The sequence below is a fragment of the Neobacillus niacini genome, assembly GCF_030817695.1.
Lineage (GTDB): Bacteria > Bacillota > Bacilli > Bacillales > Cytobacillaceae > Neobacillus > Neobacillus niacini_F.
Genome location: NZ_JAUSZQ010000002.1, coordinates 339,648 through 355,156, shown reverse-complemented (window position 1 = coordinate 355,156; position 15,509 = coordinate 339,648). Strand labels below are relative to the sequence as shown.

At 38.4% G+C, this 15,509-nt stretch carries 17 protein-coding genes; 16 read left to right on the top strand and 1 reads right to left on the bottom strand.

The genetic code is table 11. The annotated features are described in order from the left end of the window. Positions 1-12 precede the first annotated feature (12 nt). The 3 genes from yabA to rsmI all read left to right on the top strand — a co-directional run bounded on the left by yabA (position 13) and on the right by rsmI (position 2,085). On the top strand, positions 13-384 hold the full coding sequence (gene yabA, locus QFZ28_RS02025; RefSeq protein WP_307193120.1) for a DNA replication initiation control protein YabA: 372 nt from the start codon (positions 13-15) through the stop codon (positions 382-384). A gap of 61 nt (positions 385-445) precedes the next feature. Further along, positions 446-1,189: a tRNA1(Val) (adenine(37)-N6)-methyltransferase gene (locus QFZ28_RS02020; RefSeq protein ID WP_307193119.1), complete on the top strand. Its 744-nt coding sequence runs from the start codon at positions 446-448 to the stop codon at positions 1,187-1,189. A gap of 14 nt (positions 1,190-1,203) precedes the next feature. After that, complete coding sequence (rsmI, locus tag QFZ28_RS02015; RefSeq protein ID WP_307193118.1) at positions 1,204-2,085, top strand: 16S rRNA (cytidine(1402)-2'-O)-methyltransferase; 882 nt, start codon at positions 1,204-1,206, stop codon at positions 2,083-2,085. A gap of 49 nt (positions 2,086-2,134) precedes the next feature. Here the strand turns inward: rsmI and QFZ28_RS02010 are convergent, their stop codons facing one another. Next, positions 2,135-2,425, bottom strand: a complete 291-nt coding sequence (locus QFZ28_RS02010) for an AbrB/MazE/SpoVT family DNA-binding domain-containing protein (RefSeq protein WP_174524443.1) — start codon at positions 2,423-2,425, stop codon at positions 2,135-2,137. Positions 2,426-2,900: 475 nt separating this feature from the next. Between QFZ28_RS02010 and metG the strand changes: the two genes are divergently transcribed. The 13 genes from metG (at position 2,901) to glmU (ending at position 15,492) form a co-directional block, all read left to right on the top strand. After that, positions 2,901-4,868: a methionine--tRNA ligase gene (gene metG / locus QFZ28_RS02005; protein WP_307193117.1), complete on the top strand. Its 1,968-nt coding sequence runs from the start codon at positions 2,901-2,903 to the stop codon at positions 4,866-4,868. 108 nt (positions 4,869-4,976) lie between these two features. Continuing rightward, the gene (locus tag QFZ28_RS02000) at positions 4,977-5,744 is read left to right on the top strand and encodes a TatD family hydrolase (RefSeq protein ID WP_307193116.1); all 768 of its coding nucleotides are present in this window, start codon (positions 4,977-4,979) and stop codon (positions 5,742-5,744) included. Positions 5,745-5,981: 237 nt separating this feature from the next. Then, positions 5,982-7,160 carry a G5 and 3D domain-containing protein gene (locus tag QFZ28_RS01995; protein WP_307193115.1) on the top strand — a complete coding sequence of 393 codons (1,179 nt, stop codon included), beginning with the start codon at positions 5,982-5,984 and terminating at the stop codon, positions 7,158-7,160. Between the two features lie 202 nt (positions 7,161-7,362). Next, the gene (gene rnmV / locus QFZ28_RS01990; protein ID WP_307193114.1) at positions 7,363-7,923 is read left to right on the top strand and encodes a ribonuclease M5; all 561 of its coding nucleotides are present in this window, start codon (positions 7,363-7,365) and stop codon (positions 7,921-7,923) included. Then, the gene (gene rsmA / locus QFZ28_RS01985; protein ID WP_307193113.1) at positions 7,916-8,794 is read left to right on the top strand and encodes a 16S rRNA (adenine(1518)-N(6)/adenine(1519)-N(6))-dimethyltransferase RsmA; all 879 of its coding nucleotides are present in this window, start codon (positions 7,916-7,918) and stop codon (positions 8,792-8,794) included. Before rnmV ends, rsmA begins: the two co-directional genes overlap by 8 nt. 125 nt (positions 8,795-8,919) lie before the next feature. Continuing rightward, positions 8,920-9,804: a sporulation peptidase YabG gene (gene yabG, locus QFZ28_RS01980; protein WP_307193112.1), complete on the top strand. Its 885-nt coding sequence runs from the start codon at positions 8,920-8,922 to the stop codon at positions 9,802-9,804. Between the two features lie 398 nt (positions 9,805-10,202). Next, positions 10,203-10,466: a biofilm formation stimulator Veg gene (veg, locus tag QFZ28_RS01975; RefSeq protein ID WP_132097037.1), complete on the top strand. Its 264-nt coding sequence runs from the start codon at positions 10,203-10,205 to the stop codon at positions 10,464-10,466. Positions 10,467-10,587: 121 nt separating this feature from the next. Next, positions 10,588-10,773 (top strand): small, acid-soluble spore protein, alpha/beta type, encoded by a 186-nt coding sequence (locus QFZ28_RS01970; RefSeq protein ID WP_307193111.1) that lies wholly within the window; start codon positions 10,588-10,590, stop codon positions 10,771-10,773. Positions 10,774-11,142: 369 nt separating this feature from the next. Continuing rightward, positions 11,143-12,012, top strand: a complete 870-nt coding sequence (ispE, locus tag QFZ28_RS01965) for a 4-(cytidine 5'-diphospho)-2-C-methyl-D-erythritol kinase (RefSeq protein ID WP_307193110.1) — start codon at positions 11,143-11,145, stop codon at positions 12,010-12,012. A 56-nt stretch (positions 12,013-12,068) separates the two neighbouring features. Beyond that, the gene (purR, locus tag QFZ28_RS01960; RefSeq protein WP_307193109.1) at positions 12,069-12,899 is read left to right on the top strand and encodes a pur operon repressor; all 831 of its coding nucleotides are present in this window, start codon (positions 12,069-12,071) and stop codon (positions 12,897-12,899) included. Position 12,900: 1 nt separating this feature from the next. Next, a complete protein-coding gene (ridA, locus tag QFZ28_RS01955) occupies positions 12,901-13,275 on the top strand; it encodes a 2-iminobutanoate/2-iminopropanoate deaminase (RefSeq protein ID WP_307193108.1) in 375 nt (124 codons plus the stop codon). 183 nt (positions 13,276-13,458) lie between these two features. After that, on the top strand, positions 13,459-13,749 hold the full coding sequence (gene spoVG, locus QFZ28_RS01950; RefSeq protein ID WP_003347151.1) for a septation regulator SpoVG: 291 nt from the start codon (positions 13,459-13,461) through the stop codon (positions 13,747-13,749). A 369-nt stretch (positions 13,750-14,118) separates the two neighbouring features. Beyond that, positions 14,119-15,492, top strand: a complete 1,374-nt coding sequence (gene glmU / locus QFZ28_RS01945; RefSeq protein ID WP_307193107.1) for a bifunctional UDP-N-acetylglucosamine diphosphorylase/glucosamine-1-phosphate N-acetyltransferase GlmU — start codon at positions 14,119-14,121, stop codon at positions 15,490-15,492. Positions 15,493-15,509: the final 17 nt, after the last annotated feature.

The following is a 15,509-nucleotide window of genomic DNA, read 5'->3' as shown; positions in this document are numbered from 1 at the left end:
GAGGTGTGCGACGTGGATAAAAAAGAGATATTTGAATCAGTAAGTAATATGGAAACACAAATTGGCCATCTTTACCAGCAACTCGGGGAATTAAAGCAGCATTTAGCCGAAATACTAGAAGAGAATCACTATTTAAAGCTAGAAAACGAACATCTAAGACGCCGTTTAGATGTAACCACGGACAAAGAAAAGAAAGATGAGAAAGTGAAAAAAGGGACAACTTCTCGCGAGTCTAACAGAGATCGGACTTTAGATATCGGAGAAGGCTATGATAATCTTGCTCGTCTCTACCAAGAAGGATTTCACATTTGTAATCTTCATTTTGGAAGCTTACGTAAGGAAGGCGATTGCTTATTTTGTCTCTCCTTTCTTAATAAAAAATAACTCAGTAGAGGTTGACTCAGGTCAGCCTTATTTTTTTACATATAATTAGAGGTGCATAAGTATGGTTATGTTAAAGGATGACGAACGCCTAGATAATTTGCTTGCTGAAAATCTAAGAATTATTCAAAGTCCCTCGGTTTTTGCTTTTTCATTAGATGCAGTTTTACTTGCTCGGTTTGTATATGTTCCAATTCAGAAAGGAAATATTATCGACCTTTGTAGTGGGAATGGTGTTATCCCATTATTTTTAAGTGCCAGGACAAAAGGAAATATTATTGGTGTAGAGATACAAGAACGTCTTTATGACATGGCAGTTAGAAGTATTGAATATAACCATCTTCAGGAACGCCTTCAGATGATCCATGGTGATATAAAAGAAATGCCTAAACAACTAGGTTATGGAAAATATGATGTAGTTACCTGCAATCCTCCCTATTTTATAACACCGTCAAAAGAAGAAATAAATCCGAATGAACATTTGGCTATTGCCCGTCATGAGATACTTTGTACTCTTGAAGACGCTGTAAGGGCTTCGAGTCAGCTGGTAAGACAGGGCGGAAAGGTGGCATTTGTCCATCGTCCGGGAAGGCTGCTGGATATCATTACGGTCATGAGGCAGTATCGTCTTGAACCGAAGCGCATTCAGTTAGTCTACCCCAAGCAGGGGAAAGAGGCCAATACATTATTAATAGAAGCAATCAAAGATGGCAGCCCAGATTTAAAAATACTTCCTCCCTTATTTGTTTATAATGAAGAGGGGGAATACACAGCGGAAATCAGAAAGATTTTATATGGAGAAGAGTAAAGGAGGTGTGTTTAATGTGGCAGCAGAAAAGCTTTGAGAACGAAGCACAAAAAGGAATACTCTATCTTGTTCCAACTCCAATCGGCAATCTTGAGGACATGAGTTTTCGTGCTGTAAGGATTTTAAAGGAAGCAGATTTGATTGCAGCAGAGGATACAAGAAATACAAAGAAATTATGCAATTACTTTGAAATTCAAACGCCAATTGTCAGCTATCATGAGCATAATAAAGAATCAAGTGGGGAAAAGCTTATACATAAAATCAAGGACGGCATGAAAATTGCTTTGGTAAGTGACGCTGGTATGCCAGCTATATCAGACCCAGGATATGAGCTTGTAGAGGCTGCAATCAGAGAAAAGGTAACCGTAGTACCATTACCGGGGGCTAATGCAGCCCTCCCAGCACTAATTGCCTCAGGACTTACCTGTCAGCCCTTCTATTTTTATGGTTTCCTAAATCGAAGTAAAAAAGAAAAGAAGGCAGAGTTAGAGGGTTTAAAGAAACAAACAGGAACTCTTGTTTTCTATGAGTCACCACACCGGCTTAAAGAAACCTTAACTATAATGTATGATATTCTAGGCGATCGCAAAGCAGCTATTTGCAGGGAGTTAACAAAAAAATTCGAAGAGTTTATAAGAGGAAACTTATCTGAGGTTTTGGCATGGTCGCAACAGGACGAAATTCGCGGTGAATTTTGTTTGATTATCGAAGGTGCGGATGAAAGCAAACTGAAGGAGGAAGAAAGTTCCTGGTGGGAAACCTTGTCGATCGAGGAACATGTAAATCACTACATAAGTGTAAGAGAACTTCCTTCAAAAGAGGCAATTAAACAAACATCGAAAGATCGCGGCATAAATAAACGTGAGGTTTATCAGGCGTACCATATCGACCAATAATCATTAAAAAAGCTTCTCCCTTTGCAGGAGAAGCTTCATTAATATTATATTATTTTACTAATTCAAATTGGCTTTTGATTTCATTTACTAGCTGTTCTGCACCTTCACGGCTAAGGATTAACTTTCCGCCAGCAAGTGCTAAGTTATCATCAGAAACTTCACCAGTAACTTGGCAAGTCATATTAGGTTTGTATTTCTTCAAAATAATGCGCTCATCGTCAACATAGATTTCTAATGCGTCTTTTTCAGCGATACCAAGTGTTCTTCTTAATTCGATTGGAATTACTACACGACCTAATTCATCAACTTTACGGACAATACCTGTAGATTTCATTTTAATAGCTCCTCTCATATTAAACCTATTAATTTATTTTTCTATCAATTCGTCATTATTCGACAATATTTTTATAAATTTATAATACCAGCCATTCCCATTTCCGTCAATTACTTTATGATAAAATGTAATGGCAAATATTATCATTTTGCAGGAATGTTGATATACCAGTGTATAATGAATGGTCATTCAGGTAAAATAGGTTTTTAATATTATTGCTGTGTTTATATTAGAAATTTGAACATTTTTATAAAATTCGACAAAAAACTACAAAAATCACCTATTTCATTAATATAAATTTCGCAGAGGTCTCGTTTTTTTTGGGGGGAGATGGAAAAAATGATAAAATAAATCTATTGTATAAATGAGCTTTATTGCACATTTATTGATTTTTGGGTATATTTTGATGATATAAGAGGATGAAAAAAGGTAATAATGTTTTAATAGAAAAGTCGATTGTTTACTATTAGGAGGGTATCAAATGCAAGAAAAATTAAAAACCTTTTATCTCACCACTCCGATTTATTATCCGAGCGGAAATTTACATATTGGTCATGCTTATACCACTGTAGCAGGGGATGCAATGGCACGTTATAAACGGATGCGCGGCTTCGACGTTATGTATTTAACAGGAACAGACGAGCACGGGCAAAAAATCCAGCGCAAAGCAGAGGAAAAAGGGATATCCCCACAGCAGTATGTTGATGAGATTGTGGATGGGATTAAGGATTTATGGAAAAAGCTTGATATCTCTTATGACGACTTTATTCGAACAACGGAAGAGAGACATAAGCAAATTGTCGAAAAGATTTTTGCTAGACTGCTTGAACAGGGAGATATCTACCTGGACAAGTATGAAGGCTGGTATTGTACACCGTGCGAATCCTTTTATACTGACCGTCAGTTACTTGAAGGAAATTGCCCTGATTGTGGCAGAGGCGTAGAAATTGTCAAAGAAGAATCCTACTTTTTTAAAATGAGTAAATATGTCGATCGGCTGCTGCAATACTATGAAGAAAATCCAGAGTTTATCCAGCCGGAATCGCGAAAAAATGAAATGATTAACAACTTTATTAAGCCTGGTTTAGAGGATTTAGCTGTTTCAAGAACGACCTTTGATTGGGGAGTAAAAGTACCTGGAGATCCAAAGCACGTCATTTATGTTTGGATCGACGCGTTATCTAATTACATTACAGCCCTCGGCTATGGAACAGAGAATGATAGTAAATATTTGAATTACTGGCCAGCAGATGTTCATCTTGTTGGGAAAGAAATTGTTCGTTTCCATACTATTTATTGGCCGATCATGTTAATGGCTCTAGACCTTCCACTTCCTAAAAAGGTTTTTGCTCACGGCTGGCTTTTAATGAAAGACGGAAAAATGTCTAAATCAAAGGGAAATGTAGTGGATCCAGTTACGTTAATTGACCGGTATGGACTTGACGCCCTTCGATATTATTTATTAAGAGAAGTACCATTCGGAGCAGATGGTGTTTTTACACCAGAAGGTTTTGTTGAAAGAATAAATTTCGATTTAGCCAATGATCTAGGTAACTTATTAAACCGTACTGTTGCAATGATTGAGAAATACTTTGATGGTATTATTCCAACATATTCTGGTTCCACGGGTGAATACGATGAGGCGTTACTTCAAGTAAACCGAGAAACGTTCTCGAAGTATGAGGAAGCCATGGAGAAAATGGAATTTTCAGTTGCTTTAACATCCATTTGGCAATTAGTTAGTCGTACCAATAAATATATTGATGAAACAAAGCCATGGACATTGGCAAAATCAGAAGAAGGTAAGGATGAGTTAGCTAGTGTAATGGTACATTTAGCCGAATCACTAAGAAGAACTGCAGTTCTGCTACAGCCATTCTTAACCGTGACACCGAATCGTATTTTTGAACAGCTGGGTGTTAACAATGAGGAGCTTAAAACATGGGATAGTTTAGCTGGTTTCGGTGCTATTCCAAGCGGAACAAAGGTTTCAAAAGGAAATCCGTTATTCCCGCGCCTTGAAATTGCAGATGAGGTTGAATTTATCCGCGCTAAAATGGGAGGCCCAGCTTCTGTTGCTGAGGAGAAACAAGAAGAAAAGCAAGTAGAAAAGCCAGAGGAAATCGCTGAGATTGCTATAGATGACTTTATGAAAATTGATTTGCGAGTAGCAGAAGTCATTCAAGCTGAACCAATTAAAAAGGCAGATAAGCTGTTAAAGCTTCAGTTAGACTTAGGCTATGAAAAACGTCAAGTCGTTTCAGGTATTGCTCAATATTATAAACCTGAGGAGTTAATTGGAAGGAAAGTAATATGTATTACAAACCTTAAGCCGGTGAAACTACGTGGTGAATTATCACAAGGAATGATATTAGCAGGATCGCAAGATGGGGCTTTGTCACTTGCCACAGTTGATCAAACATTACCTAACGGTTCAAAAGTAAAGTAGTTTTTTGAATGGAAATGTTCCACGTGAAACAAATTTCGTGGCATTTCCATTTTTTCTTTATTGGTTCGACATAAATCTGTGTTGAAATTCTACAAAGGAGTTTTAGTTATGTTATTTGATACGCATGTACATCTAAACGCTGAACAATATGAGGACGATCTTGAGGAAGTTATTCAAAGGGCTCAGGAAGCAGGGGTATCATATATGATTTGTGTGGGCTTTGACAGACCCACTATCAATAAAGCAATGGAGCTTGCTGAAAAATATGAGTTTATCTACGCCTGTGTAGGCTGGCATCCAGTAGACGCCGTTGATATGACAGATGAAGATTTAATTTGGATAGAAGAACTCGCTGCCCATCCAAAAGTAGTCGCAATAGGAGAAATGGGACTAGACTACCACTGGGACAAGTCTCCAAAAGATATCCAAAAAGAGGTATTTCGAAAGCAAATTCAGTTAGCTAAGAAGGTAAAACTTCCAATTGTTATTCATAATCGGGAAGCTACCGCTGATATTGTAGAAATTTTACAGGAGGAGGGAGCAGCTGAAGTTGGAGGCATTATGCATTGCTTTAGCGGAAGTCCCGAGGTTGCCGTCGAATGTCTAAAAATGAATTTTTACATTTCACTTGGCGGTCCTGTTACGTTCAAAAATGCCAAAAAACCCAAAGAAGTGGCAGCCGTAGTTCCAATAGAAAAATTGTTGATTGAAACCGACTGTCCGTATCTTGCTCCTCATCCTTATCGTGGAAAACGCAATGAACCTGGATATGTAAAGTTAGTCGCAGAGCAAATTGCAGAAATCAAAGGGCTATCCTTTGAAGAAGTTGCAGATGTAACGACTGCTAATGCAAAAAAAATATTCGACATAAACTGATAGACAAGCTTGTCGAAGTAAATAGAAGCTTGTCCGAATTTTTTGCTATAACTTAAAGTTCTACACGTCTCCTTTTCTTCATAGGATAACCGTGTCGATAAGTTTCCCTTTGCAAATTTCCCAACTATATGCATAATAGGAAATACGTTCACAACAAATGCAAGGGTTGACAGCCGACAGCATGGTTCTCAATAATCTCTCCGAGAGAAGGAGGCGTTTTTCATCGTATTCAAAAACATGAAAAACCTGTTTTCCAAGTCTTTGAGTAGTAAAAGGTTGGCGATCACTTTTGCTAGTTTTGTAGTTTTAGCAGCACTTCTTGGTTTTTCATACTATGAAGGATCTAAGAAAACGTTAGCATTAACTCTTAACGGACAGCAAAAAGTAATAAAAACGCATGCCAATACAGTTAAGGAAGTATTCGCACAACTTGAAGTACCACTCAACTCAAAAGACTACTTGTCACTTTCAGCTAACGCTAAGGTGAAAGACAATCAAGAAATTGTCTGGAAGCAAGCAAAGCAGGTTCAAATTGTCCAAGACAACGAGAAAAAAACGATATGGACAACAGCAGGTACAGTCGCTGAGCTACTAAAAGAACAACAAATTGTATTGAACGAACAGGATGAAATTTCACCAAAACCCCAGGAAACGATTAAAAGCAAGATGGATATTCGCATTAAATTCGCTCTTCATCTTACACTAGTTGACGGCGGGAAAGAGCAACAGGTTTGGTCCACTTCGGCTACGGTCGCTGACTTTTTAACACAACAGGGAATTAAACTTAATGAATTTGACCGAGTTGAACCGTCATTATCAGAGACATTGCAAAGAGATGGCATTATTAATGTCATTCGAGTAGAAAAAGTCACCGATGTAGTGGAAGAACCAATTCAATTTGCCGTTATCACCAAGAAGGATGAGGGCTTAGAAAAAGGAAAACAAATAACTGTTAACGAAGGCAAACAGGGACTTGTTTCGAAAGAATATGAAGTCATCTTGGAAAATGGTAAAGAAGTTTCAAGAAAATTAATTGGTGAGCAGAAACTTAGAGAGAAACTCGATAAAGTTGTGGCTGTCGGAACGAAGGATTTAGCTATTCAAGTTTCCCGTGGAGCAGAAACTGGAACTGAGTTTTATGTTAATACTACTGCCTATACTGCCTATTGTAACGGCTGTTCAGGAACAACAGCTACGGGATTTGATCTGCGTGCTAACCCAGGTGCAAAAGTAATTGCAGTGGACCCACGAGTTATTCCGCTGGGGACGAAGGTTTATGTGGAAGGCTACGGCTATGCGGTAGCAGCTGATACGGGCGGTGCCATAAAGGGACACAAGATTGATGTTTTTTTCCCAACAAAGGCGGAGGCTTTCCGCTGGGGAGTCAGAAAGGTAAAGATTAAAATATTACAATAAGCTTTACCATTGCAGAGGTTTAATTTAGCCTCTGCATTTTGCTTTTTCTCTAATATTCTTTATACTTACATCATCGAACACATTAAGCTATTTACTAAATAATATGAATGGATTTGTTAATATAGACGATGGACATTACAAAAATGTTTCATTTATTTTTCAATTTATTTTAATTTTTTATCATTCATGTGCGGAGGAAAAAATGAGGATTAAGGAATTCATTGTGGTGGAAGGAAAAGATGATACTACTACAATTAAACGAGCAGTTGACGCGGATACGATTGAAACCAATGGTTCTGCAATTAATGAGGAAACCATTGAAAAAATAAAAAGAGCACAAGAAACCAGAGGGGTTATTATCTTTACAGACCCAGACTTTCCAGGAGAAAAAATCAGAAAGACGATAGCTGAAAAAGTACCCGGCGCAAAACATGCTTTCCTGCCAAAAGAAGTGGCTATCGCTAAAAACGGAAAAGGTCTTGGCGTGGAACACGCTTCTCTAGAGGCAATAAGGAACGCATTAAGAGACGCACAAACCATGTCAGAGAGTATCCAAGAGGAAATCACACAAGAAGATTTAATTATGGCCGGACTCGTCGGAGGACCAGGTTCAAAAGAACGACGGATCATGTTGGGAAAACTTTTGAAAATTGGTTATACCAATGGGAAACAATTATATAAAAGATTAATGATGTTCCAAATCAGCAGACAGGAATTTGCAGAAGCCCTTGCGGTTGTCATACAGGAGGAAAAAAATGAATAAAGACATTGCTACCCCGATTCGTACCCGTGCGATACTAGAAAAATACGGCTTTTCTTTTAAGAAAAGTCTAGGTCAAAACTTTTTAATAGATACAAATATCTTACATAGAATTGTTGATTTCGCTGAATTGGGAGATCATTCAGGGACAATAGAAATTGGACCTGGTATTGGAGCTCTGACAGAACAGCTTGCACGCAGGAGTAAAAAAGTTGTTGCTTTTGAAATTGACCAGAGATTATTACCAATACTGGCGGATACTCTTTCACCATATGAAAATGTAAAAGTGATACATAAAGACATACTGGAGGCCGACGTTCAGGAAGTCATAGAAAAAGAATTTACAAATACCGAAGACCTTATGGTTGTGGCTAATCTTCCTTATTACGTAACCACTCCGATTATAATGAAACTTCTGGAGGAACAAATCCCAATTCGAGGCATCGTGTGTATGCTTCAAAAAGAGGTCGCAGATCGCATTTCAGCAAAGCCGGGGACAAAGGAATACGGGTCACTTTCCATCGCTGTACAGTACTATACAAAGGCTGAGACAGTTATGATAGTTCCAAAAACAGTCTTTGTTCCTCAGCCAAATGTAGATTCGGCTGTCATTCGCTTAACAAAAAGGGAAGAACCAGCTGTTATCGTAAAAGATGAAACGTTCTTTTTCCAAGTAACACGAGCAAGTTTTGCCCAAAGAAGAAAAACGTTGCTAAATAATTTGACCAGCCAGCTTCCGGATGGAAAACAAAAGAAGGAAGAAATTATAAGTGCACTAAATGCAGCTGGTATTGAGCCGACAAGAAGAGGGGAAACCCTGTCTGTTCAGGAATTTGGCCGTTTGAGTGATGAATTGCTTCATTATTTCCAATAGACCTTTATGGTCTATTTTTTTTTGGCTATAGGAGGCCATTCACAAAATTCTGTGTAGTTGCATAGCCTATCACAGAGAAACTTTATTTGGAAGGCCTATATGCTGGTCTAATTGGAGTGACAGCAGTGAATATAAAGAAGATGGATATTGTCGGCAGACGGTCCTATAACTGTGATATTCTATTCCGAGTTATTGATATTCAAACACTAAATGGCCAGAAATTTGCAATCCTATATGGTGAGGATATTCGTTTGATGGCAGATGCACCTTACGATGATTTAGTAGTGATTAATCCAAATGTAAGGTCAAGAATCGTACAGGAATACAAAACCCTTGAGGAGCAATCCTTCCGTTTATTTGCACAGGACGTAGATTTACTAAAGCAAAGGCAGGACTATGAAGCAACGGGAGGCTATGTTCAGCCCGCCAATTATTTTCAAATGCCAGGCAGGGTTCTTCATTTAGATGGAGACTCAGATTACCTACAAAAGTGCATGAATGTATACGAGAAAATTGGTATTCCTGTCTATGGCATTCATTGTAATGAAAAGGAAATGCCTAATAAAATTGGCAGTTTAATCGATCAATACCGTCCTGATATTTTAGTCATTACTGGCCATGATGCCTATTCAAAGGCGAAGGGAAAGATAACAGATCTTAATGCATACCGCCACTCGAAACACTTCGTCCAAACCGTCAAGGAGGCACGCAGAAAAATACCCCATTTAGATCAACTCGTCATTTTTGCAGGCGCCTGTCAATCACACTTTGAGTCTTTAATACATGCAGGAGCAAATTTTGCTAGTTCCCCATCACGAATCAATATACACGCTCTAGACCCCGTTTATATCGTTGCGAAAATCAGCTTCACGCCGTTTATGGAAAGTATCAATGTTTGGGATGTATTAAGAAACACACTTACAGGAGAAAAAGGACTGGGAGGCATTGAAACTAAAGGAGTCTTACGGACAGGAATGCCTTATAATCCTGTCCAGGAAGAAGAGTCATAAGCCTTTAGGAAAGGCTCTTTTCTTATACTTTGTTGCTTATTGAAACAATATTTAAAGATTGTAGCTAAAGTTTCAACAGAAAACTACATTTATTTTATAAGAAAAGAGCCAGTAAACTAAATTCAAAAGTTCAAAATAACTATTTACACGTTAAAATCGGCTTTAGGATTTTAACAACCATCATTAGGGAAACAGCCTTAAAAAAAAAATAAAGGCTTATTTTTTTTATATACACATAATCCGCCCTTGTTAAGGAAACTATAATGATTGTTGAAAATTAGGAGAAAAAGTAGAAGAAAAGATATTGACAATCTTTTTGTCGGACTGATATAATTTTATGTTTTTATTTGACAAGGACTATGTCAGTGTGATATACTTTACACAGTGAGGTGGACCGAATGCCAAAAACCTTAGCCGATATTAAAAAGGCTCTTGATTCAAATTTAGGGAAAAGATTGTTGCTCAAGGCAAACGGAGGACGTAGAAAGACAATCGAACGATCAGGCGTATTAGCCGAAACGTACCCTTCGGTTTTTGTAATCGAGTTAGATCAAGAAGAGAATTCATTTGAACGAGTTTCATACAGCTATGCAGATGTTCTTACTGAGACAGTTCAAATAACCTTCTACGAAGACGCAGCAGGAAACATAGCTTTAAGTTAGAATATAGGGCAATTTTTAAGGCAGAAAATCATCCGATTTTCTGCCTTTTGCTTTTTCAAAATAAAAAAAACACTTAATACCATACTAATAGTGCCGTGAGTGTAAAAAAGGGGTTGTTTAGATGGCAAGAAGAAGAGGTGTAATGTCTAGTCAATTTAAAGAAGAACTTGCAAAAGAGCTAGGATTTTACGATGTCGTTCAAAAAGAGGGCTGGGGCGGCATCAGAGCTAAGGACGCAGGAAACATGGTAAAACGTGCAATTGAACTAGCCTCAGAGCAGCTGATGAAAAACAACAGAAACTCTTAAAACAGGCAGCAAGTTGAAAAGCAGCACTGCGCTTCTCAATGTTTAAACAAAACAAACACCACGGCAAGGCCAGGGGTAGAATCCCCCTGGCCTTTAGGTATGTAAAAGAATTCGTGAATGCCTATTCGAACAGGACAAGCCTTAGAAAAGCTGGAGCTGTCAGAATGCCGGTCTCATTCGGATAAGGCAATCCCCAAAAAAACTGAAGCTGTCCAAATACCTTTTTCATAAGGATAAGATTGAAAAAATTCAAAAAGCAACAAACATTGTGAAACAGCGTTAAATATTATTAATAGACTTTTTTCCTATCAGAAGTTTTGTGGTAAAATAGGAAAAAATATATGAACGATAGAAGTGTAGGTGTGCGTATTGAAGCTTTTAGTAAAAGCTCCAGCCAAAATCAATTTATCACTGGATGTTTTATATAAGCGTCCTGATGGTTTCCATGAAGTTGAGATGATCATGACAACGATTGATTTGGCGGATCGGGTTGAACTAACCTTATTAGAGCAGGATAAAATACATATTCTTTCCCACAATCGATATGTTCCAGATGATCAAAGGAACTTAGCCTTTCAAGCTGCACAATTGTTAAAGGACCGATATCAAGTAAAAAAAGGAGTCCAAATCACCATTGAAAAAACAATCCCTGTTGCGGCCGGACTTGCCGGGGGCAGCAGTGATGCGGCTGCAACTCTTAGGGGTCTTAACAAACTATGGGAACTCGGGTTAACGTTGGACGAATTAGCCAGTCTTGGTTCGGAAATAGGCTCGGATGTATCATTTTGTGTCTATGGCGGCACAGCTTTAGCGAAAGGCAGAGGTGAAATGATTACAGACCTTCCTGCTCCGCCAACATGCTGGGTCATATTAGCAAAACCGTTTATCGGGGTCTCGACAGCAGAGGTTTATCGCCGTTTAGATTTAAATGGAATGAAGCACCCGGAAATTGGCGAGATGGTCAAGGCGATTCAAAACAATGACTATGAAAGTGTATGTGAAAATGTTGGAAATGTCCTAGAGGATGTTACATTGAAACTTCATCCGGAGGTTGCGCAAATCAAGGAGCAAATGAAGCGTTTTGGTGCTGATGCAGTACTGATGAGCGGAAGCGGACCAACCGTCTTTGGTATTGTCCAGCATGATTCAAGAATGCATCGAATCTATAACGGGCTGAGAGGATTTTGTGACCAAGTATTCGCTGTGAGAATGCTCGGTGAACGACACACTCTTGATTAAAAACGTACATTAGTGATATCCTATAAATAGAATATTCGTCTTTTTGGAGGATTGCTATGAAGTTTCGCCGCAGTGAACGATTGATAGATATGACAAGCTATTTACTTGACCATCCGCGCCAGCTGGTACCGCTTACCTTCTTTGCCGAACGTTATTCTTCTGCGAAATCTTCTATTAGTGAAGACTTAGCAATAGTTAAGGAAACCTTCGAACAAAGAGGAATCGGAACGCTGCAAACTGTACCTGGTGCAGCGGGTGGGGTTAAATTTTTTGTAAATGTAAGTGATGAAGAGGCAAGACCATTTGTAGATGAATTATGTTCGTTAATTGAACACCCTGACCGGCTTTTGCCAGGGGGGTACTTGTATTTAACTGATATTCTCGGTGACCCATCTATTGTTCAAAAAGCTGGCCGGATTATTGCCTCAGCCTATGTAAATACTAAAATTGATGTGGTCATGACAGTAGCTACAAAAGGGATTCCACTTGCTTATGCTGTAGCTAGCCAACTAAATACACCTGTTGTGATTGTTAGAAGAGATAGTAAAGTAACAGAAGGTCCAACCGTCAGTATTAACTATGTTTCTGGTTCGGCAAAAAGAATTCAAACGATGGTTCTTTCGAAAAGGAGTTTGGCTCAAGGATCCAGGGTCTTGATTGTCGATGACTTTATGAAAGCAGGCGGAACTGTAATGGGAATGATCAGCTTGCTAGAAGAATTTAATGGCCAAGTTGCTGGTATCGCCGTTTTGGTTGAAGCTGAGAAAATTGAAGAACGACTTGTTGATGAATACAAATCACTGGTTAAACTAACGGATGTGGACGTAAAAGAAAAGAGAATTCAGGTTACAGAGGGTAATTATTTTAAACGCAGAACGGAGGAATAGTATGAAAGTTGTTCAAACAAACCAAGCGCCTGCCGCTATAGGACCATATTCCCAAGGAATCATTGTAAATAATCTTTTTTATAGTTCTGGTCAAATCCCGCTTACTGCAGAGGGAGTTATGATCCAAGGCGGTATAAAAGAACAGACTCATCAGGTTTTTAAAAATTTGGATGCCGTGCTGACAGCTGCAGGGGCTTCATTTGAAACAGTCGTTAAGGCTACTGTTTTTATTAAAAGTATGGATGACTTTGCAGCAATTAATGAAGTATATGGTGAGTACTTCTCAACGAATAAACCAGCGCGTTCTTGTGTAGAGGTAGCAAGATTACCGAAAGATGCATTGGTGGAAATTGAAGTCATTGCGCTCGTGAAATAATCGAGCGTTTTTTTATTTTATTCTATAACCACTATATTTAATACTAAAATATCTGACTTTTAAAAATGTTCACCATTTTGTCTAAAATATTTTTAAAATATTTAATAGATTAAGAAGGATTTACTAGAAACCATGTTGAATTAATAACACTAGCTTTTTAACATAGGAAAAGGGTGTGAGCACATGGAAGTGACAGACGTAAGATTACGCCGTGTTAACACGGATGGCCGAATGAGAGCGATTGCATCAATTACATTAGACAATGAATTCGTTGTTCATGACATCCGCGTTATTGACGGCAACAATGGTTTATTTGTGGCTATGCCAAGTAAACGTACTCCAGACGGAGAATTTCGTGATATTGCGCATCCAATCAACTCTGGAACACGTGGAAAAATCCAAGAAGCTGTCCTGGCTGAGTATCACCGCTTAGGTGAGTTAGAGGTAGAATTTGAAGAAGCCGGAGCTTCCTAGAAAGTAGTATTCAACTAGAGCCTACTACAACAAGTAGTGCTCTTTTTTTATGTCACCCCGATATATAACCTCTATTCCTTCCTTCCATCTTAATTTTTTCAAAATAACAAATTCGGACACTTTTCTTACATTCCTTGAAATGACTGACTAATTACGTTAATATTTTTAATGGATAAGGCTGTTTTTTAATAATGTTTGTTAAAATCTAAAAGCCGATTTTAAAGCTTTAGAACGAAGTTTACAGGCTCTTTTCTCATAAAGTGAAGGCTTTTCAATGAAAAGAACGCTCAATCATTAGTATTTTTTTCTAAAAGAAACAACATTTGAAAAAAGAGCCTTGGATAAAAAGGTAAATTGGAGGACTTGAACATGCATAATCGTTATGCTGTGATTTTGGCCGCAGGACAAGGTACTCGGATGAAGTCAAAGCTATATAAAGTATTACATCCTGTATGTGGTAAGCCGATGGTTCAACATGTTGTTGACCAAGTGAAGAAGCTAAATATTCAAGAATTGGTTACCGTGATTGGTCATGGAGCTGATATGGTGAAAGCTCAATTAGGGGAAGAAAGTCATTATGTCCTTCAAGCAGAGCAGCTAGGAACTGCACACGCTGTTATGCAGGCACAGACGATCCTTGAGGGTAAAGAAGGGGTTACCATTGTAGTTTGTGGTGATACGCCTCTAATTAAAGCAGAGACGATGGAGTCATTATTTAAACATCATGAGGAATTATCAGCAAAGGCGACAATTCTAACCGCAAGAATTGGTGACCCGACAGGATATGGTCGAATTATTCGAAATGAAAATGGCTTTGTTGAAAAAATTGTTGAGCATAAAGATGCAACAGAGACAGAGCGGGAAATAAATGAAATTAATACAGGTACCTATTGTTTTGATAATGCTGCACTCTTTGAAGCATTGAAGAAGGTTTCAAATGATAATGTTCAAGGAGAATTTTACCTGCCGGACGTAGTTGAAATCCTTAAAAATCAGGGAGAAGTTGTTACTGCGTTCCAAACGACTGATCTTGAAGAAACGTTAGGTGTTAATGATAGAGTTGCTTTGGCTGAAGCAGAAAGTATAATGCGCAGTCGTATAAATGAAAGTCATATGCGTAATGGTGTCACGATTATTGACCCTCAGAATACATACATCGAATCGGATGTTGTAATTGGTCAGGATACAATTGTTCTTCCAGGTACAATCTTAAAAGGCAGGACCGTGATTGGTGCAGACTGCCAAATTGGACCAAACTCAGAAATTGATACATGTGAGGTAGGGAATGAAACGGTAATCCGTCAATCTGCTGCTTATAATAGTTCGATTGGGTCTCTTGTTAATATCGGCCCATTTGCACATATAAGACCTGATTCCGATATTCATGATGAAGTGAAAATTGGAAACTTTGTTGAGATTAAAAAGGCTGTTTTCGGTAAGGGAAGTAAAGCTTCACATCTTAGCTATATTGGTGACGCAGAGGTTGGCAGTGATGTTAATATCGGCTGCGGATCAATAACAGTTAATTATGATGGAAAAAATAAATTTTTAACAAGGATTGAGGATGGAGTCTTTATAGGCTGTAACTCTAACCTAGTTGCGCCAGTTACCGTTGGAAAAGGAGCTTATGTAGCTGCGGGCTCAACCATTACGAAGGATGTCCCTGGAAATGCATTATCGATTGCACGTTCACAGCAGGTAAATAAGGAAAACTATGTCGATAAGCTTAATAAGAAAAAATAAGCATGAATATTGGAGGG

Excerpts from the sequence above, each read along its gene's own strand:
- QFZ28_RS02020 (WP_307193119.1), top strand. The coding sequence starts at position 446 with ATGGTTATGTTAAAGGATGACGAACGCCTAGATAATTTGCTTGCTGAA.
- rsmI (WP_307193118.1), top strand. The coding sequence starts at position 1,204 with ATGTGGCAGCAGAAAAGCTTTGAGAACGAAGCACAAAAAGGAATACTC.
- metG (WP_307193117.1), top strand. The coding sequence starts at position 2,901 with ATGCAAGAAAAATTAAAAACCTTTTATCTCACCACTCCGATTTATTAT.
- QFZ28_RS02000 (WP_307193116.1), top strand. The coding sequence starts at position 4,977 with ATGTTATTTGATACGCATGTACATCTAAACGCTGAACAATATGAGGAC.
- QFZ28_RS01995 (WP_307193115.1), top strand. The coding sequence starts at position 5,982 with ATGAAAAACCTGTTTTCCAAGTCTTTGAGTAGTAAAAGGTTGGCGATC.
- rnmV (WP_307193114.1), top strand. The coding sequence starts at position 7,363 with ATGAGGATTAAGGAATTCATTGTGGTGGAAGGAAAAGATGATACTACT.
- rsmA (WP_307193113.1), top strand. The coding sequence starts at position 7,916 with ATGAATAAAGACATTGCTACCCCGATTCGTACCCGTGCGATACTAGAA.
- veg (WP_132097037.1), top strand. The coding sequence starts at position 10,203 with ATGCCAAAAACCTTAGCCGATATTAAAAAGGCTCTTGATTCAAATTTA.
- QFZ28_RS01970 (WP_307193111.1), top strand. The coding sequence starts at position 10,588 with ATGGCAAGAAGAAGAGGTGTAATGTCTAGTCAATTTAAAGAAGAACTT.
- purR (WP_307193109.1), top strand. The coding sequence starts at position 12,069 with ATGAAGTTTCGCCGCAGTGAACGATTGATAGATATGACAAGCTATTTA.
- ridA (WP_307193108.1), top strand. The coding sequence starts at position 12,901 with ATGAAAGTTGTTCAAACAAACCAAGCGCCTGCCGCTATAGGACCATAT.
- spoVG (WP_003347151.1), top strand. The coding sequence starts at position 13,459 with ATGGAAGTGACAGACGTAAGATTACGCCGTGTTAACACGGATGGCCGA.
- glmU (WP_307193107.1), top strand. The coding sequence starts at position 14,119 with ATGCATAATCGTTATGCTGTGATTTTGGCCGCAGGACAAGGTACTCGG.